This window comes from Nostoc sp. FACHB-133, from assembly GCF_014698055.1.
Taxonomy (GTDB): Bacteria; Cyanobacteriota; Cyanobacteriia; order Cyanobacteriales; family Nostocaceae; genus Nostoc.
Genome location: NZ_JACJSH010000064.1, coordinates 1 through 26652 on the forward strand (window position 1 = coordinate 1; position 26652 = coordinate 26652).

Below are 26652 nucleotides of genomic sequence, written 5' to 3' on the forward strand. Positions count from 1 at the left end.
GCGGGACTTAAACGGCGCTATGGTGCGTTAAGTCCAACCAGGGAGGGATTTGAGGAGCGTTGGCAAGCATTCAAGCATTTTTATTCGTCCGAAGGCGGCTATAGCGGTATTGAAGCACTATCTGCTTTGGCAAACTATCTAAAAATCAATCTTGACGACGTACCATCAAGCACCCGTTACTACTGGTTTAGTCAAGTCGGTCTGTCTTACAGCGCTCATGACACCTATCACAGCAAAGATTTGGCCCTTGTCGCGTTTGTTGCTGCTAAATGGGCAATCAACAAGCGTAAGCAAACAATGAAATCCGCAACCATCGAAGTTTTAACACTAGCCCTTTAAGGAGCAATCATCATGTCTGACAAGTTTACTAACAATGTCCGCGCTCGTTTGTACAAACAGGGTTATCAAGGATTTACCAAGGACGATTACACAACAGCAGCGATCGCTGTCGAGTGTGATGACCTTGACAATCCAACCAAAGAGCAATTGAGTCAAGCCGTTGATTATCTCAAAGTCAAATCGACAAGCCAATTATCTATAGTTGATGAACCCGTTGAAGAAACGTTTCTAGTAGGGTCAGAAGATGCACAGCCTGAGACTGATCTTCAAACAGGGGCGCTGACCGTGCAAGAGCCAGAGAATCAGATTGTGCTGACTGAGCAGGAAAAGCAATCCCTCGTTGCAGATATTGCACAAGGTGCGGGAATTGAACTGAAAGCGGCGGATGTGAAACAGATTACAGTGTCCATTGCTTCCACCTTCGCATCTAGAAAGGAGTTGAACGAGGCGATTTTTAACGCGCTCGTCCACTTTGCAAGAGAATTCAAGAATCAAGAAGTATCCAAAATCCGACGCAAAGCCGACGAAATCAGGCAGACACTGGCAGAGATGGATGATGTTGCTGGCAGTGAACTGACGCAAATTAAACAAGCGATGGAGGCCACCGCCCTGGATTACAAAAGCCAGTTTGCAGACCTCGCGTTATCTTTCGCCGGAATTATCGATTAAGCCAGTCGGCAAACTCACTTACAAACATCTGTTGATTGGGCTTGTGGGGATACCGTTAATAATTGCACTCGCGGCTCCCCTCTCTCAATGGTTTATGACGGAATGTTGCACATACAGGAGTCAAAAACGTGAAACATATCAAGAATATCGTTGGTAAACACGGTAAAAAGCTAAAGGCAAGGGCTGAGAAATTAGGCGTTGCTGATAGCTTAATCATGGGTTGCATCAATGGTGACGATGCCGCCCTGACCAAAGTAGGGGAAATGGGTAACGAGGGCGAACGCATCTTAACCATCATGCCCTACATCACAGATAACCTGTCAGCGTTCATCAAAGGCACTGAGGAATATAACAAAGGACTTGCAGAGATTTACAAACAAGCTGGCGCATCTGGTATTGCTCTCGACAAGACATCTGCCGATTTAACGATCGCAAATTTAAAGTACGGTCATGAGCGCTCAGAAATCGGATTGAAGCTGTCCAGCGACCGCACACTAGAGAATCAGCGCTACAGAGAAAGCATCGACCTAGTTAAGCTCAAGGCTTACATCGACTATCACATGAGCAAAGTTGACCATCTGGCGGCTGCTAAATCGCAGTTAGCCCGACCCGTAAAGGCACAGCTAGACGCTGACAGGACTTATGAAACGGAAAAGGCAAAACATCTATTGACTTATGGCGAAGGTTCAGACCTTGATTTAGTACCTCGTAAGTCATTCACGACTAACAAATTAGTGCAAGCGTTCCGCACTGCTGTTTCTACGATTTTCGAGTAATTCCGCATAGCAAAATCCCCTACGAGTTAGCGCTCAGTAGGGGAAATCAAAATTCGTCATAAGAACAATGTTAGATGAATTTAACACTTCACTGCAAGACGGGGACACCGAACAATCACTCGATTATCAAGATTATCCTGATACTGCATTTACCCAGGATGAACAAGAAGCTATTAAAAGATTCAAAGCCAAGGAAATTGAAAAGCTTAATCGCAGTCGTGCTGTTCTCAAAGGAATTGAATCTTGCGGCTGGGGTGTTACTTCCTATTGCTTGGCTAAGTATTTAGTAATAGCTACAGGCTCGGCGGGGCTAATGCCTGCGGTCGCTATTGTGTTGGGAATTAATCAAATAGTTAATCGTGATTTATTGGAGTTCACCGTAAACAAGTCTCCTGAAGGATGGGTTTTTACGGACATGGACAAGGCGATAAAATTTCTCTTTCAAACAATATTCGGATGCTTCATTTTGTGGACTGCTATCGGTGATTTTTACGCGACAATGCAGAACTCACATAAGACTTACGACAACATCAAAGCGACTGTAGAAGATTTTAACCGTCTGCCAGAATCAGACAAAACTATTGTGTTTGTGGTGGGTGCATTGGTGGCAGGCAGTGTGGTTTACGGCATCCATAAATCCAAGTCATGAATGCTCAACCGCTACTAAAAGTTGGTGCTGTCACAGCTTTACTTCTGGGGCTTTTCAGCGCTTATTACTATGGGCAGACACCGCACCCTTATCAGTTTACTGAAGTGCGATTTTGTCCTAATACCGCGAATAAACGCACAATTAAGCATTATGAATTACCTGCAAAATCACAATCGGCACTTGATAATAAATACTGCCGTTTCAAGTACAGATTGCTCACAGAAGTATGGAAGTCACGACAGTTTAATGATGTTGTTTCTCTCCCTGACGGTGCTTTCATTACGTCAGATTTAGCTCCATCAGAGAATCCTAGCCTGTGGTTATTAGTCGCGCCTGCTTTTGTCTGGATGGGTTATTACTGTTGGGCTGCCAAAGATGAGATTGATAACGAGTCAAGTTTTCAACGTCTGGAAGATTTCAAGACAGCTATTAAGCGCCAAGGTTTAATTACTAGGACTGAGCGCGACTTGCAATCACATGAATCAGCACGGATATCAGACAAACATAAGAAGGATATCGACAGACGCGCTGATAATTTGTTAGTCCAAGAACGCTATATCTCTCTTGAGGAATTGCAGCAACAGTATCAGCGTCAGTCAGAGCTTGAGGATTTACAGTTTGATAACACTAAAAAACAGTTTGTGGTCGCTGACTCCGTAGCTGATAAATCTATTGCTGAAAACAGAAGAGACAAGCGCAAGGCGGACGCAGAAAACATCAATCCCAGTAGTGAAAAAGTTAAGGCTCCACAAGGCACGACCGCCCAAGAATTAGTTCAACTCTTGAAAAATCATGAGGGTGGTTGGCTATGGGATGTCATTGAATCAACAAAACCAGTTTGGGTGCTAGGGGGTCAAGGTAGTGGTAAAAGCAGTTTTGCTGCATCAATTGTTATGTGTAGGAAGGCGATTTTTGATTGGAACATTACATCAATCGTTGACGCTCATGGACATAAAAATAGAGCGAAAGCTTGGAAGTTGTTGATACCTTTAGAGCCAGAATTAATCGGCGAACGTAACGATTATTTAGCTATTGGTGAGGCAATGAATGAAGCTGTTCAACGTTGGAGCGACCGTACAGAAAACGACACCCCTATTCAAACACTCTGGGATGAATTGACACAGCTTTCTCTGCAAGATGATTGTAAAGAATCAGTCAAAAAATTTGTGAGACATTCACTTACTGACGTTCGCAAAGCTGCCGAATATCTAGTTTGTATTTCTCATGCTTTTACTAATGCCGCTTCTGGCAATGCTGAGGGTTTTAATGATTTAAGGCAAAGCGAAACTATCCAAATCAAGCGCAAGTCAAAGAACGGTCGCGTACCTCTAAACCATGCTGAAATTAGTGGTCTTTATGATGACGATGGAAATCTAATTGAATCGAAGCGGGTTACAGTTCCAGACTGGTTTTATCCTGATAGCTTGCTCAGATTTATTAGCGCTCGTTAGAGAAATATTTCTAGTCAGTCACAAAACCGGAAAACTTTGTCGATTAGTCGATTAAAAATAGTGAGGAATTTACATTTATGCACCCAATTGAGTTTAAGAAAAAGTGGCAATTAACTTACAACGATTTAGCACTCGTCTTAGGTTACGAAAATGATTTCACTGTACGTTGTTGGGGGATAAATGGAGGACACAGGCGCAACCCCCAAAAAGTGGTTTATGTGGCTTGTCGCCTTCTAGATGAAAAATGGTCGGCTGAGGGCAAAGTTATAGATTCTTACCTTTGATAATTTATATCCGCGTCTCTGCTAATTAATTACTTGAAATAGGTGAATACTATGCACCCAATAGAATTTAAGAAAAAATGGCAGTTAACTTACGACGAGCTTGCACTTGTTTTAGGTTATCAAGGTGATTATACTGTTCGTTCCTGGGGTACGAATGGAAGACACAAGCGCAATCCTCAAAATGTTGTTTATGTCGCTTGTCGCCTTCTAGATGAGAAGTGGTCAACTCAGGGGAAACTTGTGGATTCTTATCTTTGACTCGCACCCGAATCTCTCATGTCTACAGATGTAGACGCTTTCTAGTTAAGAGTGCTTGTTTACAAGCGTTTTAGGCGCTGATGTTGCACACTCAATACTGCTCTGTCGGAGCTAGTCCTAATGAAAGAGGGGGTTTTGGAGTGTATGCCGGGCGATGATCCTGTCTGCCTAATGAGTGGCTTAGTTCCGGCATAGCTCCAAAACCTCCAATGTATTTATTGATTGATCAAAAGTAGTTTTTGCTGCATAGTTACATGAAACATAGCGATTAGATAAAAAGTAAGAAATGCTTGTGCCATCAAAGCACAAATAGCCATAAAATAAGCGTTTTGAGTGCCAATGCTGGGTACTCTTGTTGCGAGGTTGAGGCTAGCGGTCTAATTGGGTATGAAATGATCAATATCTTCTAACTCCGATTCTTTGCAAAATTCAGAATATCGATTTTTTGTTTCTTGATCCCAAAAAATCAATCTCTCTATATTAAATGTTCCAATTATTTCTTTATAAACATCGCTAATTTCTTCGGAAAGAGCAATAATCAATATTCTAGATGTCCGAGTTAATATTGTATAAACAATTTCTTCAGCTTCACTTTCATTTTCTATCCTCTTCCTAACTGACCATAAAATACATTCTTTCTCTAAGCCTTTTATTCTCAAAACTGTATCAGTCTCGGAATTAATTTTCAGGTTTTTCAGAGCATAACAGAGCCTGGTATCTTTTTCTAAGATAGTAATTTTATTAAAATCATAAGCCTTATTATAAGTTTCAAATATTTCCTTTATCTTTTGGCTGATTGAATCTAAAGTTTTTGCAAAGACTACTATTGGTCTAGCTCCTGGTGGCGAACCTTTGTATGGTGTAATTTCATTTGGAGATATATCTGTATTTTTATTTCTATGTTTGTTTATGATTCGCTTCGATAGTTCTCGAATACATTCACTAATTCTGTAAGGTAGTCTGTATGAACTCTCTAAGCGAAAGATTTCTCGCCTTGACATATCAGCTTTTCTAGTAAGACCAGAGTAGCTTGTTCCAAGATGTACAGATTGAGCTGAGTCTCCACCAATTACTAAATTATCTGGTTTCTGTAGCAACTGATAGAAAATTTCAAAATCTGCTGATGTACAGTCTTGAAATTCGTCAACAAATATATGTGTAAATAATCTTTCTTCTTTACTTGTTTTTAATTTATCTAAAAACTTAATTCTAATTAGTGTATAATCATGAATGTTTTTGTCTTCTAAAATATTATAGTAATGTTCTAGACACTCCCAGATTATTGCTCTTTTTATTCCTTGTAAACTTGGTTTATTGCCTCTCCCATATCTTGTACTAGTTACATAAGTTTCTTTATTTCTATAGTCAAGCCCATAAAATACTCTATGGAATTCATCTAAAATAAACTCTGTATTAATGACATCATCATATTCATTCTCTTGGAGATTATACTGTTGTCTCACTTCCTGGATAATTTCGTTAATGTTTTCCGAAATAAATTTGCTATAAGGTGTTATTCCTCTTGATATTTTTCCTATTCTAGTAGGAAGTACATCAAAGTGCATTAATTTAATATTAGGCGAATTGCTTAGGGGATAAAACTCAAATTTACTTGTTTCTTCTGGTTCACCTTGGTTGCTGCTATCAACTACTCTTCTACACTTATTAGAATCAAGTATTTCTTGTAGCCAATCTCCTAGCTGTCCTATCAAACCTTTATTGAATGTAGTTAACAGTATCCTTAATGATGGATTGTAGTTATTTTCTTCAACTAAATTCTTTATTCTTTCAGTAATTACAACACTTTTACCGCTTCCAGCGGAACCAGTTATGATAGCTGGTTTATCACAGTGTTTAGCTGCTTTTTTTTGAGTTTCGCTTAACTCAATTTGTTTTCGCTGTTTGGTAGCTGGCTTATATATATCTATACTATGAATACTTTGTCTGTTATCAGGTAGATCAATGAGCATCATTTGCTGAATAAATTCTCTTTTAAAAACCTTGCCCGTAAAACTGTAATCGCTCCATTCAACCCTAATATTAAAATTTTCCAGACCAAACTCTCTTTTATAATTATCCCTACATTGGCTAACAGCACTCATCAAACCATCAAATAAGTTATTTTTAAAATAATTTTTTTCTATGTGGTATCCATTTTTTTTAATTTCTGTTGATATGCTTTCTAAATATTCTTTCTTTTCTGGCTGATTTGATGTTAGTAAAATAATGGTACTTGGATCATACATCTGGATTAATTCAATAAAATCATTGGCAATAGCCTCTTGATTCTCATTGATGTCAAACAAGTAACTTGCACATATCCAAGATTTCGTATTATCTGAAGTTTCAGAATTATTCCAAGAATTAATTTTATATTCCCAGGTAATATCAGAGCATTCGCTATAGTGACTTACAAACTGCTCCCAAAGCAGTTGATGATAGTTAAGCATAAATGGACTATTATCTATATTAATAATCTTCAACTTAGGAGTGGGAATGTTTAATGATTTCATCCCTGCATAAATTAGGCCAATTGCCCACTGTATAGCCCCAGTTCCAGCCCCTAAATCAAAAATATTAATTTCTTTATCTGTAGTTTCAGAAAAAACCTTTATCAAATAGTTAAGGAAGGTATTAACTCTTCGTCCGTGATACCATAGAGAGTAAGCAAAACCTACAGACGGTCTATCGTAACACAAGTCTTTACCTTTACATAAAGCAAGTTGTTCTTGATTAGATTCTTGGATATCAAAAATAAAGTTATTTCGACTTTCTTTATTATTTTCTAAATAAGTATCAGCCGTCTTAGCTATAATTTCATCTAAGTAGTTTTGCTGTTTAGAAATCCAGTTTAAGAGTTCTTGTTGCATATAATTAATTAAACTTCCAGGCAATCGGATAAAAGGAGCTTATGAAAAAGCAACCAACTGAAGACGGAGAACAGCTTTTGTTATTTTCCTTGCATAAATTCAGTAATACCACTGTCAGCAATATTACTGAAGCTCCGCCAGAACAAGCAGAATGTTTAAGTACAAATAACTCACAACCATCAAATATTGGTTCTGCTAAAGTCCAGTATATAAACAGTAATAGTCTGCTAACCTCTCCAAGTGGCTTCATCAGCTTGTATAAGTTTACTCTAAATCCATATAGTGGGTGTAGCTTTGCCTGTGATTATTGTTACGCACGTTTTTTTGCCCCAACTTTTGACCAGCAAAACACTTGGGGTGATTGGGTGAAAGTTAAAGAAAACGCTGTTGACTTGCTGCGCCGTGCGCGTCGTTCTAAATCTGTAGAAAGGCGACTTGAGGAAGGTGACACAATTTATATGTCCAGTGTCACTGATCCTTATCAGCCTATAGAACACAAAGTAGGTTTGACTAGAAGAATTCTAGAAGAACTTATCGAAATTCAGCCTCGCATTACTATTCAAACACGCAGCCCAATTGCTTTACGAGACATTGACTTATTCCAAAAGTTCAAACACATCCGTATCAACTTTACTATTACTACTGACTCTGAGGATGTGCGCTCTCGCTATGAGCCTCATTGTCCTGCAATTGAGGTACGTCTGAAAGCTGCTAAACAAGTTGCAAAATCTGGTATTCCTATCGGTATTTCAATCAGTCCTATGCTACCAATTAAAGATCCTAAAACGTTTGGTCGGTGCATAGCTAATCTAAATGCTGCGGAGTACGTCACACAGTTTTTTAAACCTACTCGTTCTCGTTTTAGTGCTGGAAGTTCACCAGAGTCTCTTCAGAAAATGAAGGAAGATAATTGGACGGAAGAAAAGTACCAAGAAGTGAGAAACACTTTAATTAATATTCTGGGTTCAGAACACCCGCTACTGGAAGGAAATGAAGGCTATGCACCTGCATAGAAATTAAAGTTTATCTGCTAAAGGAGCCATGAACGCTGCCCGTTCGCGTCTATCCAGAGAAAATTTTCGCGCACAATCAGGCAGAACCTGCACCCATTCTACAAGCTGATATCATTTTCGATATCAAATTGTAAGCTCATTAGCGTTTTAGGCAAAACCAGAATCAGGCTGAACCATTCAACACTTTTGGGTTTTAGCCTAATTAGTAGTTGTTAGGAGTGACGTTAATATTACCCCATATAAGCCAGCCTTATGAATAAACGTGCAAAGGCTGATTCTGCCATGTAGGGGATTGATAAGGTTTGCTTAAGTCTCGATTGCTCAAACTGGAAAGTGGTTACTGGTGGTGAATGTGTTATTGCTAAAATAACAAAAGAGCAACTCAGGCCAAGTATGAAAATTCGCCGCAACGGTCAAGCATCTGTGCTGACCGACGAACAACTGGAAGAATTGATGAGCGTTTTTTCACGATCTGATAAATTGCTTTTTGGAATTTGCTATTACACATCATGCCGCATAAGTGAGGCACTTCAACTCACCAAGGAAGATATTGTGGGTGAGAGGATTATCTTCCGCGCCAGCACGACCAAGACCAAAAAAACCAGGGAAGTGAAGATATCTGCAAAATTAGCGGAATTAATAATTGAGTGTGGCTTACCCAAAACTGGGTATTTATTTCCTGGTCGGAAGGAGGGGCATCGTACCCGGCAGTCAGCGGACTTGGCATTACGCAAAGCCTGTGACTATGTAGGGTTCAAGGGTATCAGTTCTCACTCGTTCCGAAGGACTGGGCTGACAAAAATGTATAAGGCGGGTGTGCCACTGCCAACACTGCAAAAGCGATCTGGACATACCAGCATCGCCAATTTAACTTTTTATTTGGATATTGACCGCGATGAAGTTGATGCGGCAGGAGAATTATTGTAGGTTGCGGTAACTTGTATACGCGCTGTATCAAGCGTCTTAGCGGAACGGGAATTATTAACTCTGCACCACCTGAGATTATTTTTCACTTCTCATATTTGCTACAACGTTTGGGAAAGTTCGCAACGCACAACCCGCTTACTGTAAAGCATTCAGTCCCAGATTAACCCGCAATTTGCGATCGCTATGCCGGGAAATCAAGTTTAAACAGCAAGGAGAGGGGGCTGTTAGGGAGGGATTAGCGATCGCTTCCAACCATATCAAACTACTCAAGCTGAAGCTTCTTGTTAATTTCTGTAGCTACCAGGGAACTCTATAACAAGGAAATCTTAACTGAGCGATCGCTCATAAAGTTACACAACGGGTGCTATGGGAATCTTATCAGATACTGTCGAGGATAATGCCGAATCTGAAGGCTGGAGAATTGAATCTATTCGCCAAAAGCTGGGAATACCCTCCTCGACACCTCGTAGTTTTCCTTCTGTTATCTGTCCACTCTGTCAGCAATTCTTTTTCAGTAACACAGACTTACAAAACCACATCTTTAACGAACACCGAGATTATTACGGCAACATCCCCATCAATGGCGTTATCCTAACCAACGATGAAATATTTACTAACGAAGACATTGAAAAGCTTAACTTCAGTGATTTAGACGATATAGCCTTTGATTTACAAACCAGAATAGATAGGGGCAACAGTATAAATAGTTGGGCTGATTACAAAACTCCCCTCAATCGCTCAAATGAGCATCCCTTACGCAAGCAGTACCTTAAAGGGATGTTGGAATATCTAAGAGCGCATTACCAAGAGATAAATGAAAGTTCAAGCAACTATCAATCACTTTCTGAGCAGTTTGGTAGAGCTTTTGGTTACTTAGAACCTTTCCCATCTTTAGTTGCACAGCAGACTCGGTACTCAATTAGCTTTAAAATGAATTGGTTTTCGCAGATGGCAGAAGCATCAGAATATTCTTTATTTTTTTGGGCTGGTCAGTTTTTTATAAATGATTATGAACGTGTTGCTGCCATTACTTTACCTCCATCTAGCAGCAGGCAAACCCAAGGAATCATTATTGATTATTTTCATGAGGAGTTTTTAGAAGCATTAAGGCTTTACTACTGTGATCGCTCAACTCTTAAGTACGGATGGCTGGTGAAGCTAGAACGCCTGCTCAACAATATGAGCAACCGCAACTATAAGGACAAGCTAGCTTTACTCAAGGCTCGGCTATTTCGAGAGTGGGGAGAAGTAAACCAAGCAAAAGAAGCTTACCGTAGTATCAAAACTCATCCAATTTTCAAAGCGGAGGCAACAGGTTTTTAATGTCTAAAAATATTTCTAAAAATTCCCAAATACAAAAAGCTCCAAAGCTAGCTCAAGAAGTTCGTTCGGCTGAGGATTTGTGTGAGCAACTGAACAGATTAGTGCAACAAACAGAATGGAAGATTGAAACAGCAGAGCGATTTATTTCTCTAATTATTAACCCTAACAAGCAATTTCAGTTAGATATACAACAGCAAAATAAGGTAGTTACTGCAATTCTTAACTGCCCTTTGAAATATCGTGCCATTGTACACCTAGCTATAGTTGCTGCTAACTTTAGCTCTGACAATGGTTTAAGAACACTAGATGAAATTAGTCCTAAAATTATTAATTTTATCAGCCAATCCCTAGACTTAAAAGAAGGTATTCAAGAAAATATACTCAAAAATTTCGGAGATAAGCAAGTATTTCAATTTATTAAAGAAAAGATAATTAACCTAGATAAAAGCCAAAAACCACTAAAAGTAAAAGAGGATGATAAAAAACTTGATTTTCTGAGGGATTTAATATCACTTTTAATTTCTGAAGGCGAAGTTTCAGCAATTGCAAGCCGTATGAATATAATTTTGGAGGTGCTATCAGACTCTAATTACTACCAGCAGCTTACTAAATCCCAACCTAAACAAGAAAGTGATATTAAAAATCGAGTTAAAGCTGTTGCTGAACTATTTAAGTTAGCTAAACCCAGTGCTAGTGAGGCTAAAAGATTATTATTATATGGGTCGCATCCTCAGATTATAGCTAGTCAGCAGGGTCAAGAAATTTCTGCTTTACGCGAGAACTTGCAGAGGGAACAAGAATTACGCAAGCAAAGAGAAGATTATACACTTCAGTTAGAACAAGAATGCCAAGAGTTAAAGCGGCAAATTATAGATGCAGAGAAAAAACTAGAGCAGAGTCAAAATGACATAGAACACCAAAGAGAACTATATGTACAACTGAAAACTTCTAGCAGAGTTAAGATTAGTCAAGAAAGAGAAGCCACATTAAGCAATGTGAGAAATCGTCTAGACCATGAATTAAATAAATTAGAGCGATGTTTAACTGGTGCTACTGATAACTTTCAAGAAAATAGCCAAATTGGGCTAAGAATAATTAAAAAAATTAGAGAACAAATAACAGAGTAATTATTATGGTTGGTTTTGGTATTGACTTTGGCACAACTAATTCAGTAGCTGCTGCTTTCAACGGTGAAGAATTAACTTCATTTGTTGATAAAGAGGGGCTACCACATCCATCTATTGTCTGGTATCGAGGAGATTCTCAACCTATTGTTGGTAGAAATGCTAAAGACCAAATCAGAGATTTTCAAAATACACCTGGAAATAAAATTATTAGGTCAATAAAAAGTCAAATTCAGCAAGAAGAAGAGTTTGAAATATTTGGTAAGTCTAAATACACTTGGCAGGTAGCTAGCGAAATATTCCGCTTTTTAAAAGAAGATGTTAAAACAAGATATGATGCTAATTTCCCAGATATTGAAGAAGCTGTTGTAACTGTTCCACTGTATTTTAATGGACGACAGCGAAGGGCGATTCGTAAAGCTGCTGAAATGGCAGGAATTACTATAAAAACTTTTATTCATGAGCCTTTTGCGGCGGTTGTAGGTTATTTATTAGCAGACTCAGAACAATGGGAAAAGTTGAAACAAAGACGCGAAAATATTTTAGTATTTGATTGGGGGGGTGGAACTTTAGACATTACTTTAGTCAAACTTGATTCTGGTTGTTTATACGAAGTTAGTACTGCTGGTGCTAATGGTAAATCGGGAGATTACTTGGATGAAGTATTAATGAATTATGTGATAGATACATTCCAGAAAGAGAAGGGTATTAGCTCAGAAGGTTTTCGGATTGAGCCAGGTATTGAAAGTCTGCTGCTTCATGAAGTAGAGTTTTCTAAAATAGATTTAAGTATTAAGCATAACTCTTCAATAGAACTTTTTGATTTTTATTCAGACAATGAGAGAAGCTATAATTTATTCCAAGATATAAATCGTAGTCAATTTGAATCCCTTATTCAATTGCAAATTCAAGATGCGATGGCTTTGGTAGATAAGATTTTGCACGATGCACGTCTTCAGCCATCGCAAATTAATCAAGTGCTGCTGATTGGTGGAACTTCTCGCATTCCGCTACTTATCAATGAAATGCATAAAACCTTTGGGCTGACTAAAGTTATTGAGCTTCCTAATGCAGATACAGTTATTGCTGAAGGTGCAGCAATTATTTCTTACTATGATTGGCAACCATATTTAGTGCAACCTATTGATGTTCAGCTTGCAGACCAAAATCATTACACAGTGTTTGAGAGCGGAACTATTCTAAAACCAGATACCGCCAAAAAAGAAGTTGTGTTTTTTTGTACAGATAATCGAGAAGGTGAAGGCAGGTTAATTATTACTACAAATTTAGACAATCGAGAACATCAAGTAAAAGAAATCATTAATGTTCCGATATCTAAAGTATTACAAAATATATACAAGGAAAGAATTGTTGCTGACTTCAGGATAGATAAAGATGTAATTTTGCAAGTTAGTGCAAAGGGGTCTGTACAAGATAAACCAGTTTATACCGATATTCACGATTTATGTTATGGCTTACGGTTTGCGTAATTTTTATTTGAGATAATCTGCTATGAAAAAATCAAATTTAAAACTGAAATCAAATTTGATGGTGGAAAGTATAGATGGTGTTGAGGTAGAAAATGCAAAAGAGCAAATACGTCACTTCCCTGGTGATTTTGCAGCATTAATTGAGCCTAACCGCATGAAAGAAGTTCGGATTAGGGAAAAGTATTTTACTAGTCAGCAGATTATAGAGTACCAACAAACTATCGTGTGTTCCATTTGCAAAAAACCCTGTGCTGGAACTTGCCAACGAAGGTCTTAGGAAAAATTTTTATAACAATTACTTCGGAGTTAGCCAGTTTTGCTCATGTAAACGCTGCCAAGCTTTGCGAATATGTTCAGGCTTAAATAGCTTGCGCTTACGATCGCTCCATTCATGTACTAAGGCGATTGCCTGCTCACTATCTTGTGCTGGGTTAGATTCTTATGTCAATGGGACGATACGTTATCTTTTTTGGACGAGTTGCTGTTCAACATGGTTATTAACCGTTTAATTTGCCCAACCCGCTTGCGTTGGTCGTAACGGTGCTTGGCTTCTGTAGTGATTTTTTCTACGAGCGCATTATCGGCACTAGCAATAGTCCAGGCAGCTTCTAGAAATACCTCAACTGTGATGCCTCTATCTTTACAAAACCGTGTTAATTCTTGGTCGAGGTCTTTTTCTAAAACGATCGCTGAATGTCGTCGGGTTTCGGGGTATTTTTCGAGTTCGGTTTTGAGTTCGGTAAGTGTGTCAGATGATGCAGTAGTTGGGTTCACAAGTTCTGTAACTGGGGTGATTTGTTGTCGTGCGTTTTGTTCTTCTGTTAGGGGTTGTACTTTAGGGACGAGTGCATCCTGGCGTGGTTCAACTGTCGGGCGATTGCGTTTGTTGCGTAGTTGGTTGAGTACGTTATCTGACATTTTTATTTACCCCCAAGTGAAGTACGAATTTTTTCAACTAAAATCTCAAATGGATATTCCAAGTCGTTATATCCCAACTGCGAGAGGGTTGTACGTTTGTTAATGGCCTGCTTGTAACGTTCTGATTCGCGGATTGAGGGTAAAACCAACCCCTCACCAACTTCGTCACGCATTCCATCTACAGCCGCCCGACTTTCTTGCGCTTGGGTTTTACCAAACCAGCGATCGCGGAATGGTAAAACACCTAATACTTGGGCATCCGTTGCACCGACATCTTGCAAGCCGTTCAATAAGTCGAGCGTCCGCACGAGGGAACCGTAACCTTTAACTGATGCCTCTGCGGGGATAATCAAAAAATCTGCTGCGCCGATCACTGTCAAACAAATTTGCGATCGCTGGGGTGGGGCATCGATTATGCACACTTTAAATATTTGGCTGATGGCTTCCAATCGTCGTTTGAGTAAGGTTGCACCTACTCCACTGTTAGATAAATAATCTTGCACGGTATCGAGTTGGTCGTCGGCGGGGATTAAAAATAAATTGTCGTTATCTTGAGTCGGGTAGATGCAGTCTTCTGGTGCAACTGTTTTTTTGAGAAATTCCAATAGGGTTGGTTGGTTGGGTTCCAACTCAAACCCCAGATAGGTAGTGAGATTGTGTTGGGGGTCGGAATCTAGCATCAAGGTAGGTAAACCCTGGCGCGATAGTAACCGCCCCAGGAACAGGGATGTTGTCGTCTTGCCCTGACCGCCACTCAAGGAGCTTACGGTTATTGTCAGCATATACAAATTTATTAAATTAGCTATTTAACCTATAGTCATTTAATTATTTTGTCAAATACTAAAATTAGCTTTTTAGCTTTTTAGCTTCCAACCAAAAATATTCAGCACACAGCACAGTATTCAGCCTATCTTGCCCCTGGTGACAGCTTCGCTATATCTACGCCTATTCGTTAAAATGCTCAAAATCCCAAACATTTTGGCACAGTGATGCCGTTTTGAGCATTTTAATTGGGATTGGGACGGGAAAAATCCATTTTAATATTTATGACACTAATTACAAAAAACTACCGTTCTCAAGGCAGATGTGGTTTAAATGGCGATCGCAATGGCTAGACAGTTCCACCCATACCCTCGATAAATGTGTCAATAAATAACTTGATCTTCTCGGACACGCGATCAATAGTTGTTTTGCGCTCTAAAATTTTGGGCTTAAAGTTGAGTGAACTGACTATTTCTTGCTCTCGTGGCAAACGGTTGGCAAAGGCATGGTTATTTATCAGCTTTGATAGTTCTTCAGGTACAATATTTTCGGTGGTGCAAAGTTCGGTAAAGGCTTCTTCTTTTTGGGTTAGCCAGTAATCTTCAAAAACATCGATCACATTTTCATCGGGCTGGAGTTGTTGCAGATTATTTTCGATGAATGTTTCAATTAAAGCGCGTTTGCTGCGTAGTTGTATTTCACCTGCCATGAGATCAAGGATTTCTTTTTGGCGTTTTTCAGCTTCGGCTGGGTTAGTTTTGCTCATACTTCTCAACAAATTGAGAATGTAGGCGACGTTAATCTCATCACGATGAATTAAGCTCAGTTCAAAGTCCACATCATCGAGGATTGAAGTTCTTTCAGTGGTGCGTTCTTTTTTTACATTGTCATGGACATCGAGATATTTACTTTTGTAGTCCTCAAACTTTTGCGCTTCAATGGCTAGGTCGGTTTCTTCAAAGTCAGCAAAAACAGTGAGGACATTTTTTAGGCGTAGTAGTTCGCGGAATTTGGTGACAAAGGCTAATTGGGCTTCTTCATCGGGTAAAGCATCTACACTTTTGATTGTGGGAGTTATGGCTAATAGCTCGATCGCTGCTTGGTTAAATTGGGTTACATAGTCCTCATAGGGCTGTACCAGTACTGTCTCTTTAGCATCCTTATTTGAGAATAGGGCGATCGCGTCATCGGTAGCTTTTTTGAGATTTCTAAAACAAACGATGTTACCCTGTGATTTTTTGTCGTTGAGAATGCGATTGGTGCGAGAAAAGGCTTGGACTAATCCATGAAACTTGAGATTTTTATCGACATATAGGGTGTTCAATCTGGGGCTATCAAAGCCTGTTAAGAACATATTCACTACGAGCAGAATGTCGATTTCGCCGTTCTTGACGCGCTTAGAAATGTCTTGAGAGTAGTTATAAAAACCTTGGCTGTCGTCGGCGCTGTGTTTGGTGTTGAAGAGGGTGTTGTAATCGACAATATATTGATCGAGTTTGTCGCGGTTACTTTGGTTGATATTGGCATTACTGGGGATTTCGAGCGGTTCTTCCTCAATTAAGCCGTTTGCCTGTGGGTTTTCTTCGTTAGCGGCATAACTGAAGACTGTGGCGATTTTTAGGGGGGTAGTCGCTTGTGATTGTTTCTTTTTGAATAGTTCGTAATATTTGATGAGGGTTTCAATATTGCTTACACAAAACATCGCGGTAAAGTCAGGGGCTTTAGTTTTTTGGGCGTGATGAGTAAGGATATAATCAGTAATTTTTGCTAGTCTGATTGGGTTTTCAAGTGTTTCTTTGGTGTCGTTCTCTTCTACGGCAATATCGAGATTGGTTGCACTTTTTTTCTTACGTGTTTTCTGCTGGACTTCCTCTTGCCTATTTCTACCAACATATTCCACAGCGAAGCGAAGTACATTCTCATCTTTGATGGCATCAACAATCACGTATTTATGCAAGCATTCATCAAATAATGTTGCGGTGGTTTGTTGATGATCCTTAGTCCCAAATGCGTTATCTGTGAGAATCGGTGTACCTGTGAAGCCGAACATTTGGGCATTTTTAAAGAATTTTTTGATATTTCTATGGGTGTCTCCAAATTGGCTGCGGTGACATTCATCGAAGATAAATACAAATTTTTTATCTTGCAGATGTTTAATTTTGTCAAGATAGCGTTCTTTAATAATGGCTTTATTCAGTTTTTGAATAGTGGTGACGATTAGTTTTATGCTGTCGTCATTTAGTTTTGTAATCAGGTTATTAGTGTCAGTGGTACTATCTACGCTGCCTTGGGAAAATTCGTTAAATTCCTTAGCGGTTTGATAATCTAGGTCTTTGCGATCGACTACAAATAGAACTTTATGTACTTTTGGTTGGCGCATAATAATCTGGCTGGCTTTAAATGAGGTGAGGGTTTTGCCTGATCCTGTGGTGTGCCAGATGTAGGCGTTATTAGTGCTGTGTTTGACTCGTTCAACTAATGCTTCGGTTGCGTAGACTTGATAGGGGCGTAGGACTTTGAGGATGTTACTGGCGGTGATCACGATGTAGTGGGTGATCATTTTAGCGAGATGGCAGGTTCTGAGAAATGTGTCGGTAAATTCGCCCAGGTCGGATATGCGATTATTTTCTTTGTCTGTCCAGTAGAAGGTTTGTTGGAATGCTTGATATTTGTTGTTTGCGAAGTATTTTGTATTTACGCCATTGCTGATGATAAATAGCTGCACATATTGAAATAGTCCTGCGCCTGCGTCATAGGATTCATGCTGGTAGCGGTTAATTTGATGAAATGCGACTTTTAGCTCTGAGCCGCGTCGTTTTAGTTCTATTTGGACTAGTGGCAAGCCGTTAATGAGGATGGTTACGTCATAGCGGTTTTTGCGTTTGCCTTCAACGCTAATCTGGTTGGTTACTTGAAATTCATTTCTGCACCACTCATCACAGTTTAAGAAGCTAATATAAATTGGTTCGGCGGGTTTGCCATCTGCTGTGTCGCGTTTTAGGAGGTATAGTCCGCGTAATATGTTGGCGCGTTCGATGACTGTTCCTGTGTTGAGGTGATTGAGGATGCGATCAAATTCTGGTTTAGTTAGGGTGATGTTACCGTTATGGATTTCTAGCTGTTGTTTGAGGTTGGCTAACATTGCCGCTTGGTCTTTAATCTTGACCCTTGCATATTTCATGCCTTGCAGTTGGGCGATTAAGGATTCTTCTAGTTCGGCTTCGGGTTGGGTGGTCATAATTCACTCAAGACTGTAAGGATTCATAATTTTAACTGGTGTCAGTTTAAAATCATCAACATTGCGGGTAACTAAAGTTAATTTATGATGATGTGCTGTTGCGGCAATCAGACTATCCATTACGGCTAATTTTTTACCTTTCAATTCGGCATTTGCAGAAAATTTTGCCCAATTATCTAAAATATCATCGTTTATCGGTAAAATATGAGAAGAAAATTCAATTTCTACTTTTTGCAGCCATATTTTTAGTTTTTGATATCGTTCAGGTTGTGAGTCTTGGATTTTATAAATCCCTTTTTTTATTTCAGCGATAGTAATACTACTTAAAAATAGTTGTTCAATCGGTTGCTGATTAAACCATTGACTAACTTGGGGATTGGGAGCTTTTTTAACAAATTCAGACATTACACAGGTGTCAATTAGATAAGTCATAGTTCAAAATTCCTGCCTGTGTCTCTATCACGTTCAAACAACGAGGCGATATCATCTTCGGCAGATTCGTCGTCTATAAAACGTAGTCGCTCAAATAAAGGCAGTTCTTTTTTTTGTTGCTGCAAGTAATTGGATAATATTTTAATGACCGCTTCCTGTGGATTTTCATAGTGACTGACTGCGATAATTTCATTAATTAGTTCATCATCTATTGTGATAATGGTCATCGCTTTGTCCTCGGTTGTGTAAAATCTGAATGATTTTGTTGAGAGATTGCCGGAGTTAGGTGGAATCTTGGGTTATTGTCATAAGTGCTGAAATTGAGTGATATTTCAATTATAATGACAAGCTAAATATCTACAGGTTTAAACATTAGTATAAATGTTAGTTATGTTATAGTCAATTCATTAGATAAACATTTGTTGTAGCAAGCCTTGTTTGTATTGTTTTACTGTTTCGAGATAGGTTTGAGATTGGGTAATTTTTTCGTCAAGTGTAGTTAAGAAATTAGCGATTTTAGTTTGTTCTGATTTGATGGGTATAGTTAAATCTAAAAGCTTTAATTGACTGGCATATAAATGAACTACTGAATTACCTTGTGCAAGTTTTGCAATATCTAGCTTCTTTTGACTATTCAGATAGTAAGCAATAAAAATTCCATTTTCCTTGGATCTGATTATATTTAAATCTCCACCTAATGCCACACCTGAAATTAAAACACAAGAAGCTTTTGCAATATCAATCTGTGTTTCTCCAGAAGCGGGAATAATTACATCATTTGATTTACTGAATTGAAGTTCATCACGATTAACATTTGTTTTAGATTTTACCTCCTGAATTGTTTCGCTATATTCAGTATATAACTCTCCATATCTAATACATGGAGTATCACCATCTTTTAAAATGTCAGCTTTAGAAATTCCCTTACCTTTTAAAAATGTAGCTATAGCCCCTATCTTTTTATCTTCCCAATCTGGGAAATCGCACCCATCATCATCTTTAAAGCGCAATTTTTGGCTAAAAAGCTGCTGCATCACGCCTTTTTTATAACGCGCTAATAATTCACATTTTTGCGTGAGTTGTGCAATTTTTTCATCTATAGTTATGAGAAAATCAGCGATTTTAGTTTGTTCTTGAATACTTGCTATAGGGATTTTAAATCTCAAAAAATCGCCAAAATGAACTCTCTTTTTTTCAATAAGAGAACCACTAGCCATTCTGTCGTAAAAACTAATCATTGCAGTAGTTTTTAGATATGTTTCAAAAAATAATGAATTAGATAAATTATTGCAATAAAAGACGTTGTAATATTTTGAAACTCTAACTGGACTATCTCCAGAATATCTAGCAATTGCCCCAAATCTTAAATTCATTGGATTATAGGCAAAGTCATTTTTTTTAACTAATTTATAGGCATTACTTTTATCAGTTACAAGATGTTCTCGTTCGTATCTATCAGTCTTCGGAGTTACCCCATCTTGTATAGTTAAGCTGTAAATTGGGTAATTATCATTAGATATCTCTGATCTTTCGCAAATAACCTTGTTTAAACGTTTTTCTTCCCAATCTGGAAAATCCTGCCCATTCTCATCCTTAAACCTCAACTTAGGCACACTCATCTATTCCCACACCCCAAACTGCAACGAAGCGCGATTATTTAGCACAGAATATTTCACTTTTATATTTTCTAAACTCATAATTTTGCAATAACTACCTTAACTCAATTAGAGAACCAATTCTTAAAAAGGCGGCTCAATTCCTAAATCTTCGCAAAATATAAAATACTGTTAGTCATCTAATTTAAGCTTATTTGCTAACTTTTTATCTAAGGTTACTAACTCAAGTCCATGATGCTTGGTAGTTGCAGCAATAATAGAATCAGGTAGTTTTGTTTTGTGAGTATATCTAAAACTGATAGTCTCATTTTCAATTGCTGGTGTGATCGTTAAATATGTCATACGACTTAATAAAAATACAATAGCTTCTTTTTCTGTGGGTGTTATAGACGGAAAACTCAATAACTCCATGCGAGTTATTGCATTATAAGCACATTCACCAATTTTAATTTGCTTATCTTTTAAAATATCCAAAATTATTAAATCGCGTTGAAACAAACCAATCACGATATTTGTATCTAACAAATACTTAATCCCATTCATTGCGTAATGCTTTTTGTAAACTTAACGGATCTTGATTTTTGAAAGTTGGAAATTCAGGCAAATCATTAACTAGATCAACTAATAATTGAGATGAATGTTTTTGTCGCTCTTCCAATAACATTTTTTCCACAGCTTTCTGTACTAATAGCTGCATATCAGGCATTTCCAAAAGTTGTTTTCCCAACTCATCAGGTAACTCAATTTTAACTTGCATAAAATCCTCCCTTAAAATGGCGGTTTAATCCCTAACTCATCACAGAATAATGTAATTTTAGCATCCGTGACTTGACTTTGTTCCTCAATAGCTTGGAGTTTGGCAGAAATAGCATCTAAATCAATCGCGTCTTCAGCCTCAAAAGTATCAACATAACGGGGAATATTTAAGTTGTAATCATTTTTTTTAATCTCCTCAATACTCGCCACATAGCTATATTTATCCTCATTAGTCCGAGCCTTATAAGTTGCGACAATCTTCTGAATATGCTCAGGACGCAGAATATTTTGCGTCTTTACCTTATCAAAATGCTGACTGGCATCAATAAACAAAATATCATCAGGACTTCTACGACATTTCTTCAACACCAAAACGCAAGTCGGAATACTCGTACCATAAAAAATATTTGCAGGTAAACCAATCACCGCATCCAAATAATTCATCTGCTCAATCACATATTGGCGAATATGTCCTTCCGCCGCGCCGCGAAATAACACCCCATGAGGCAATACCACCGCCATACAGCCATCATCAGATAACTGATAGATCATGTGCTGCACAAATGCCAAATCAGCCTTACTGCTAGGCGCAAGCTTGCCATAGACACTAAAGCGATCATCACTCATAAACAATTGACTGGCACTCCACTTAGCTGAAAACGGTGGATTCGCTACAATCGCCTCAAAGCGTAAATCTCTATGTTGCGGATGTTCTAGGGTATCCTCTAGCTTGATATCAAAATCTGCATAATGGACATCATGCAAAATCATATTCATCCGCGCCAAGTTATAAGTCGTGCGGTTCATCTCCTGCCCGTAAATCTTATCAACATGAGCCGCCTCACGCTTCACCCGCAATAACAGCGAACCACTGCCACAGGTAGGATCGTACACCGTTTTTAAGTTTGGCTTTTCACTCGTGACCAACTTCGCCAACAAAGTCGAGACAGGCTGCGGTGTATAAAACTCCCCCGCCTTCTTCCCCGCACCACTGGCAAACTCACCAATCAAATACTCGTAAGCATCACCCAACACATCCGCGTTTGTATCATCCAGCCGGAAGTCAATCTTATTTAGATGCACCAAAATCTTAGTAACTAATTCATTTTTGGCTTTTTCAGTTGCCCCTAGCTTGGATGAAGTCAAGTCTAAATCTTCAAACAAATTACTAAAATCATCGGCACTATCCGTCCCCAGGGTACTCTGTTCAATGTTTTTGAGAATCTTCGTCAGATCCGCCAAAATGAAGTTATGACCTTCACCCTCGTTATTGGTGTCCAGTTGGTTGCTACCCTTGAGGGCGATCGCCTTAAAAAGCTCCGACGGCTTCAAGAAATAACCCAACGCCTTCACCGTCGCCTCGCGTACCGCCTCCACAATCTCCGCACCTTCGGCAGTATCTTCTTTTAGTTCCGCAAACTTAAGTCCATCTCCCTCTAATACCCCATCGGCAAAGCGTTCTATTTTTTCAGAAAGATATTTGTAAAAAATAAAGCCCAGCATATAATCCCGAAATTCATCGGCATTCATCTTGCCGCGCAAATCATCGGCGATCTTCCAAAGTTGCTGCTGTAGCTGACGACGTTGCTCTTCTGACATAAATTATAAATTTAGTTGTTCAGTTTAGTTTTTAACTTGGGAGGTATCCAAAGGGTAAGTCCCTTTTGAGCCAAGCATAATGTTACCACCGCAAAGAATCCAAGTTTTCACACAAGGTTGCCCTTTGTGTGCCTGAATGTCAATCTCTGCCATTGTCAGGGCATCAATGGGGGAAGAACACCAAGAACACCCGCGATAGAAAACATCTTTCCAGGATTTAAGAACTCGTGGCTTGGAGTCGGCGTTAGCGGAGTGGCTCTTGCGGGATGCAGGATCTAGTTGGACTAACCAGTAATCTTTCTGCCCGTAAGAGCCACCGACTCCGAGAGCGAAGCGGTCACGAGTTCGTCGGGTCAACATGAGGTCATCGACTTAAACCGCGCCCCCGTTGCTTTTGCTCTCGTATCTCTTGCTGCTGCTGCTGTTCAATAAGAATCTCATTCCAAGTAAGCCCGCTAGGTGCAATTCTTTTAGCCTGGGGTAACTTTTCCTGAACGACCTGGGCAGCTTCATTTCCCTGATCATCATTATTAAATGCCAAACCAATTCTGCTGATATTTCTAAGTACCTCAAAGGGCAAGTCATTCGGATCATCCACTGCCATGTACATTGTTCTAACTGGTGGTTGCCCCTTGTGTCCATTCCTGTCAATCTCTGCCATTGACAACGCATCAATGGGGGAGTCACACAAGAATACTCTCTCGATTTTATCGTCAAGCTCTCCACCCAATTTCAGATGAAACCAACCCTCGGAGCGATCGCTGTTTTCGGGGTACTCGAAAGCGCGATTGTCTTGGCGATGTGTATCCCAAAGCAGTGCGCCTGACTTTTCACCGTTTAGCTCCCGCTTGATAAACACAATATTTTCCTGCTGATCTATATAAGCCAACCCCTGCCGTTGTAATGGTTGCACAAGGAAATTTGTTATACCGCGTTGCTGAGTCAGGTAATCCTGTAATACTCGACGTAGACTCTCATCCTCTGCTGGGGGCGTAAACTGGGGTTGTTCTTGTAAGTGTGCCAGTTGATTGCTAGCGATTAGTACCAATTCTCTGGCTTCATCAGTAGTCCATCCGGCTGGACTGGCAAAGATAATTTCTTCAACCTCCTCAAATGGCTTATTATCTAATAACGCCCGTATAGCAATTTCTTTATCTCGGTCAGTCACTAATAAGTTTTGCAAGTCAGCGCTGTAATATTTATATAACTCGGCTGAAAGATTATCTTTTAGCTTTGGTTCATCTGTGGTTATAGTTGGAGTTTGATTAAGAGCAACTGCATCCACTGGTTTTTGTGATCTATGGAGTTGTTCCAAATAAACAATCGCTGCTTCCAGGTCGTCGAATATGGTTCTTCCGGCTGATAGCTGCTGCTGAGATTGAGAAAGTTGTTGTGTTAATTCTAATACTGCTTCAGTTAATGCTGATTCAACAGTCGATTGCTCAACATAATCAGAAATTGATAAGATAGCTCTCTTCTCTAGATATGATTGTAACTCAGTCGCAAGCACTGTATCCAGGTCATTAAATGTAGCTTTAGCTGTAACAAGTTCCTGTTTGTATTGAGAAATTTGCTCTGTTAATCCTAATACTGTTTCAGTTAAGGCTGACTCAACAGTTGATTGCTCAATATAATCAGAAATTGATGAAATTGCTCTTTTCTCTACATAAGACTGTAACTCAGTCGCAAGCACTGCATCCAGGTCATTAAATGTAGTTTTAGCTGTAACAAGTTCCTCTTTATATTGAGAAAGTTGTTGCGTTAATTCTAATACTGTTTCAGTTAATGCTGATTCAACAGCCGATTGCTCAATATAATCAGAAATTGATAAAATTGCTCTTTTCTCTGTATGGGATTGTAACTCAGCCGTCAATGCTGTTTCAAAGTCATTGAATGTAGTTTTCGCTTCAAGTAGCTGCTGATGATATTGAGAAACTTGCTGTGTTAATCCTAATACTGCTTGGCTTAAAGCAGACTCGATAGTTGATTGCTCAATATAATCAAAGATTGATAAAATGGTTTTCTGATCTGCATGGGATTGCAACTCAGTCGTAAATGCTTCATCAAAGTCTTTGAATGTAGTTTTATCTTTAACTAGTTGCTCTTTGTATTGAGAAACTTGCTGTGTTAATCCTAATACTGTTTGGGTTAAAGCAGACTCGATAGTTGATTGCTCAATATAATCAAAGATTGATAAAATGGCTTTCTGATCTGCATGGGATTGCAACTCAGCCGTAAATGCTTCATCAAAGTCATTGAATGTAGTTTTAGCTCCAAGGAGTTGCTGCCGATATTGAGATAGTTGCTCTGTTAATCCTAATACTGCTTGGCTTAAAGCTGACTCGATAGCTGATTGCTCAATATAATCAAAGATTGATAAAATGGTTTTCTTCTCTGCATGGGATTGCAACTCAGTCGTCAACGCTGTTTCAAAGTCATTGAATGCAGTTTTAGCTCGAAAGAGTTGTTGCCGATAAATAGATAGTTGTTCTGTTAATTGTGGCAACGTTTCAGCCAAGGCATCATCAACTACTGACTGTTCAATAAAGTCAGAGATTGCATCCACTGCTCTTTGTGATGATAGTCGTTGCTCTTCATCAACAATCGCGGTTTCCAGGTCGTCAAATGTGGTTTTATTATTAGCTAGCTGCTGCTGATACGCAGACAGTTGTTCTGTTAATTGTGGTAACGTTTCAACCAAGGCATCATCAACTACTGACTGTTCGATAAAGTCAGCGATTATATTTATAAATCTTTGGCTCTCCACTGCTTGCTCTTTAGGATTCTTCAACAAATTCTCAATAAGCTCATCATCCCGTTGGGGCTGGTAGTCAATCCCCTTATGTTTTTGTAAACCTGGGAATGTATAGGCAGGCCCCAAAGATGTGCCGCTGAATTTCTGGTCATTCCACGAGTACGAAATGCCCTTACTTTTACCGTTGCGCGTTAATCCGTGACGAACTTCTACACCTTGTAATTGCAACCGCTCAACCAGTTGGGGCATAGTCAGTTTATCTTGGATGGCGCGGTCGATTATTTCCTGGAGTTGTTGCTTAATAGGGCGTTCTTGTGGTGTAAGGCGCTCACCGTTGATATATTCTTCGTGTTCTCTTTCTAGACGTTTTTGTTGCCCAATACTGGGATTCCGCGATAATTTCTCATAGCTGCTCTGGGTTTGTTGTAAACCATAATCTCGTTCTAGCTGCCGGATAATGGTTTCGCTGCGCTTGTAATCCCAGCTATCATGTACAATCTTGCCGTTGTCTAAACGAATGCGGCTAGCGCAGATATGTATGTGGTCGTGTTCCGTGTTGCTGTGTCTGTAGACTACGTACTGGTTACTGTCAAAGCCCATCTCTTCGAGATAGCGGTTAGCAAGTTCGTTCCAGGTTGGTTCGTCTAGTCGCTCGTTTTCTGGTAGTGATAATGATGCGTGGTACACTACTCGGTCAGCTTCTGGGTTTAGTTGTCGAGAGATTTTGAATTCTCTGGCCAGGGCGCGGGCGTTATTGCCACCCATGTTACCACCAATGAGTTTAGCATCTTTCTGAGACTCCAAATAATTCAGCAGTCCACGGAATCCTCGCCCTTTAGTCTGGTTGCCAATCATCAGTTTCCTCGTCCGATTCTTCGATGAAGGTATTGGCTATTTCCTGTTGGCAGTGTCGTAGCAGTTCTAAGAGTTCTTGTAGAAGTTCTGGTGATGCTGGCGGTGGCAACTGCATTTTAATGGCGGTGTTAGTGGCTTTAGCCAGTTGGTTGATATTGTTGCCAATGCGCGAGAGTTCCAGGTATGTGTCTAGTGTAACTCTGCCCAGTCGTGGCGGTGGTGGTGGGATTGGTCGCAGCAACATACAGCGTCTTGTCAATTCTCCCAAGCTCAGGCCCGTATCTTCTGCTTTAGAGCGAATCATCTCATATTCAATTGGGCTGAATCGCGCTTGCAACATTTTGGTGCGGACAAGTGATTGAGAAGAAGCTTTGGGCATAAGTAAAACTTGAGTTGATGCAGTTTTTGAGGGGGTTTCCAAAGTGGGGATACTTCCCCCTTTGGCAAGCCTGCCGAGTCGAGCGCAGCGAAGACAGCACGTAGTGCTAGGCATGGCTTGCTCCTAACCAGTCTTTCGGGGAGGCAGAAGGACAAGGGGAACTACCCAC

Annotated in this window: 27 protein-coding genes; 13 read left to right on the forward strand and 14 right to left on the reverse strand. The window is 39.5% G+C overall.

Going from position 1 to position 26652, the window contains the following annotated elements; genetic code table 11:
* From H6G86_RS31435 to H6G86_RS31465, 7 genes are all read left to right on the forward strand, one after another.
* The coding region (locus tag H6G86_RS31435) for a hypothetical protein (protein WP_190937610.1) at positions 1 to 339 on the forward strand (339 nt) is incomplete at its 5' end.
* 12 nt (positions 340 to 351) lie between these two features.
* Positions 352 to 1008 carry a hypothetical protein gene (locus H6G86_RS31440; RefSeq protein WP_190937611.1) on the forward strand — a complete coding sequence of 219 codons (657 nt, stop codon included), beginning with the start codon at positions 352 to 354 and terminating at the stop codon, positions 1006 to 1008.
* Positions 1009 to 1136: 128 nt separating this feature from the next.
* A complete protein-coding gene (locus tag H6G86_RS31445) occupies positions 1137 to 1784 on the forward strand; it encodes a hypothetical protein (protein WP_190937612.1) in 648 nt (215 codons plus the stop codon).
* A 67-nt stretch (positions 1785 to 1851) separates the two neighbouring features.
* The gene (locus tag H6G86_RS31450) at positions 1852 to 2433 is read left to right on the forward strand and encodes a hypothetical protein (RefSeq protein ID WP_190937613.1); all 582 of its coding nucleotides are present in this window, start codon (positions 1852 to 1854) and stop codon (positions 2431 to 2433) included.
* Positions 2430 to 3884, forward strand: coding sequence for a hypothetical protein (locus H6G86_RS31455; protein ID WP_190937614.1), 1455 nt, complete (start codon positions 2430 to 2432; stop codon positions 3882 to 3884). Before H6G86_RS31450 ends, H6G86_RS31455 begins: the two co-directional genes overlap by 4 nt.
* Positions 3885 to 3961: 77 nt before the next feature.
* A complete protein-coding gene (locus H6G86_RS31460) occupies positions 3962 to 4168 on the forward strand; it encodes a hypothetical protein (RefSeq protein WP_190937615.1) in 207 nt (68 codons plus the stop codon).
* Between the two features lie 51 nt (positions 4169 to 4219).
* Positions 4220 to 4426, forward strand: coding sequence for a hypothetical protein (locus H6G86_RS31465; RefSeq protein ID WP_114085451.1), 207 nt, complete (start codon positions 4220 to 4222; stop codon positions 4424 to 4426).
* Positions 4427 to 4803: 377 nt separating this feature from the next.
* Here the strand turns inward: H6G86_RS31465 and H6G86_RS31470 are convergent, their stop codons facing one another.
* Positions 4804 to 7296 (reverse strand): UvrD-helicase domain-containing protein, encoded by a 2493-nt coding sequence (locus H6G86_RS31470; protein ID WP_190937616.1) that lies wholly within the window; start codon positions 7294 to 7296, stop codon positions 4804 to 4806.
* 41 nt (positions 7297 to 7337) lie between these two features.
* Here H6G86_RS31470 and H6G86_RS31475 point away from each other — a divergent pair, with 41 nt between their 5' ends.
* Positions 7338 to 8309 carry an SPL family radical SAM protein gene (locus H6G86_RS31475; protein WP_190937617.1) on the forward strand — a complete coding sequence of 324 codons (972 nt, stop codon included), beginning with the start codon at positions 7338 to 7340 and terminating at the stop codon, positions 8307 to 8309.
* A 393-nt stretch (positions 8310 to 8702) separates the two neighbouring features.
* On the forward strand, positions 8703 to 9236 hold the full coding sequence (locus H6G86_RS31480; RefSeq protein WP_190937618.1) for a tyrosine-type recombinase/integrase: 534 nt from the start codon (positions 8703 to 8705) through the stop codon (positions 9234 to 9236).
* Between the two features lie 135 nt (positions 9237 to 9371).
* Here H6G86_RS31480 and H6G86_RS39710 read toward each other — a convergent pair whose 3' ends face one another.
* Positions 9372 to 9506 carry a hypothetical protein gene (locus tag H6G86_RS39710; RefSeq protein WP_277883695.1) on the reverse strand — a complete coding sequence of 45 codons (135 nt, stop codon included), beginning with the start codon at positions 9504 to 9506 and terminating at the stop codon, positions 9372 to 9374.
* Between the two features lie 96 nt (positions 9507 to 9602).
* Here H6G86_RS39710 and H6G86_RS39085 point away from each other — a divergent pair, with 96 nt between their 5' ends.
* Genes H6G86_RS39085 through H6G86_RS31500 form a run of 4 tightly spaced genes read left to right on the forward strand, consistent with a single transcriptional unit; the run spans position 9603 to position 13450 of the window.
* Positions 9603 to 10559 carry a hypothetical protein gene (locus tag H6G86_RS39085; protein ID WP_242065069.1) on the forward strand — a complete coding sequence of 319 codons (957 nt, stop codon included), beginning with the start codon at positions 9603 to 9605 and terminating at the stop codon, positions 10557 to 10559.
* Positions 10559 to 11686, forward strand: coding sequence for a hypothetical protein (locus tag H6G86_RS31490; protein WP_190937619.1), 1128 nt, complete (start codon positions 10559 to 10561; stop codon positions 11684 to 11686). The genes H6G86_RS39085 and H6G86_RS31490 overlap by 1 nt, the downstream gene beginning before the upstream one ends.
* A 5-nt stretch (positions 11687 to 11691) precedes the next feature.
* Positions 11692 to 13173: an Hsp70 family protein gene (locus tag H6G86_RS31495; protein ID WP_190937620.1), complete on the forward strand. Its 1482-nt coding sequence runs from the start codon at positions 11692 to 11694 to the stop codon at positions 13171 to 13173.
* A 22-nt stretch (positions 13174 to 13195) separates the two neighbouring features.
* Entirely contained in the window at positions 13196 to 13450 is a 255-nt protein-coding gene (locus H6G86_RS31500) for a hypothetical protein (protein WP_190937621.1), read from the forward strand.
* 167 nt (positions 13451 to 13617) lie between these two features.
* Here the strand turns inward: H6G86_RS31500 and mcdB are convergent, their stop codons facing one another.
* From mcdB to H6G86_RS39090, 12 genes are all read right to left on the reverse strand, one after another.
* A complete protein-coding gene (gene mcdB, locus H6G86_RS31505) occupies positions 13618 to 14091 on the reverse strand; it encodes a carboxysome distribution maintenance protein McdB (RefSeq protein ID WP_190937622.1) in 474 nt (157 codons plus the stop codon).
* Positions 14092 to 14093: 2 nt separating this feature from the next.
* A complete protein-coding gene (mcdA, locus tag H6G86_RS31510) occupies positions 14094 to 14873 on the reverse strand; it encodes a carboxysome distribution maintenance ATPase McdA (protein ID WP_190937623.1) in 780 nt (259 codons plus the stop codon).
* 329 nt (positions 14874 to 15202) lie between these two features.
* Complete coding sequence (locus H6G86_RS31515; RefSeq protein WP_190937624.1) at positions 15203 to 18091, reverse strand: type I restriction endonuclease subunit R; 2889 nt, start codon at positions 18089 to 18091, stop codon at positions 15203 to 15205.
* Positions 18092 to 18094: 3 nt separating this feature from the next.
* A complete protein-coding gene (locus H6G86_RS31520; RefSeq protein WP_190937625.1) occupies positions 18095 to 18523 on the reverse strand; it encodes a type II toxin-antitoxin system VapC family toxin in 429 nt (142 codons plus the stop codon).
* Positions 18520 to 18750, reverse strand: a complete 231-nt coding sequence (locus tag H6G86_RS31525; RefSeq protein WP_015197919.1) for a type II toxin-antitoxin system VapB family antitoxin — start codon at positions 18748 to 18750, stop codon at positions 18520 to 18522. Before H6G86_RS31525 ends, H6G86_RS31520 begins: the two co-directional genes overlap by 4 nt.
* A gap of 180 nt (positions 18751 to 18930) precedes the next feature.
* Entirely contained in the window at positions 18931 to 20142 is a 1212-nt protein-coding gene (locus tag H6G86_RS31530) for a restriction endonuclease subunit S (RefSeq protein ID WP_190937626.1), read from the reverse strand.
* 168 nt (positions 20143 to 20310) lie between these two features.
* Positions 20311 to 20664: a type II toxin-antitoxin system VapC family toxin gene (locus H6G86_RS31535; RefSeq protein WP_199338504.1), complete on the reverse strand. Its 354-nt coding sequence runs from the start codon at positions 20662 to 20664 to the stop codon at positions 20311 to 20313.
* A 4-nt stretch (positions 20665 to 20668) separates the two neighbouring features.
* Entirely contained in the window at positions 20669 to 20896 is a 228-nt protein-coding gene (locus tag H6G86_RS31540) for a hypothetical protein (RefSeq protein WP_190937628.1), read from the reverse strand.
* 11 nt (positions 20897 to 20907) lie between these two features.
* Positions 20908 to 22494 (reverse strand): type I restriction-modification system subunit M, encoded by a 1587-nt coding sequence (locus tag H6G86_RS31545; protein ID WP_190937629.1) that lies wholly within the window; start codon positions 22492 to 22494, stop codon positions 20908 to 20910.
* A 24-nt stretch (positions 22495 to 22518) separates the two neighbouring features.
* A complete protein-coding gene (locus tag H6G86_RS31550; protein ID WP_190937630.1) occupies positions 22519 to 22854 on the reverse strand; it encodes a hypothetical protein in 336 nt (111 codons plus the stop codon).
* A gap of 4 nt (positions 22855 to 22858) precedes the next feature.
* Positions 22859 to 26104, reverse strand: a complete 3246-nt coding sequence (locus H6G86_RS31555; protein WP_190937631.1) for a relaxase/mobilization nuclease domain-containing protein — start codon at positions 26102 to 26104, stop codon at positions 22859 to 22861.
* Entirely contained in the window at positions 26085 to 26597 is a 513-nt protein-coding gene (locus H6G86_RS39090) for a MobC family plasmid mobilization relaxosome protein (RefSeq protein ID WP_242065070.1), read from the reverse strand. The genes H6G86_RS31555 and H6G86_RS39090 overlap by 20 nt, the downstream gene beginning before the upstream one ends.
* Between the last annotated feature and the right edge of the window lie 55 nt (positions 26598 to 26652).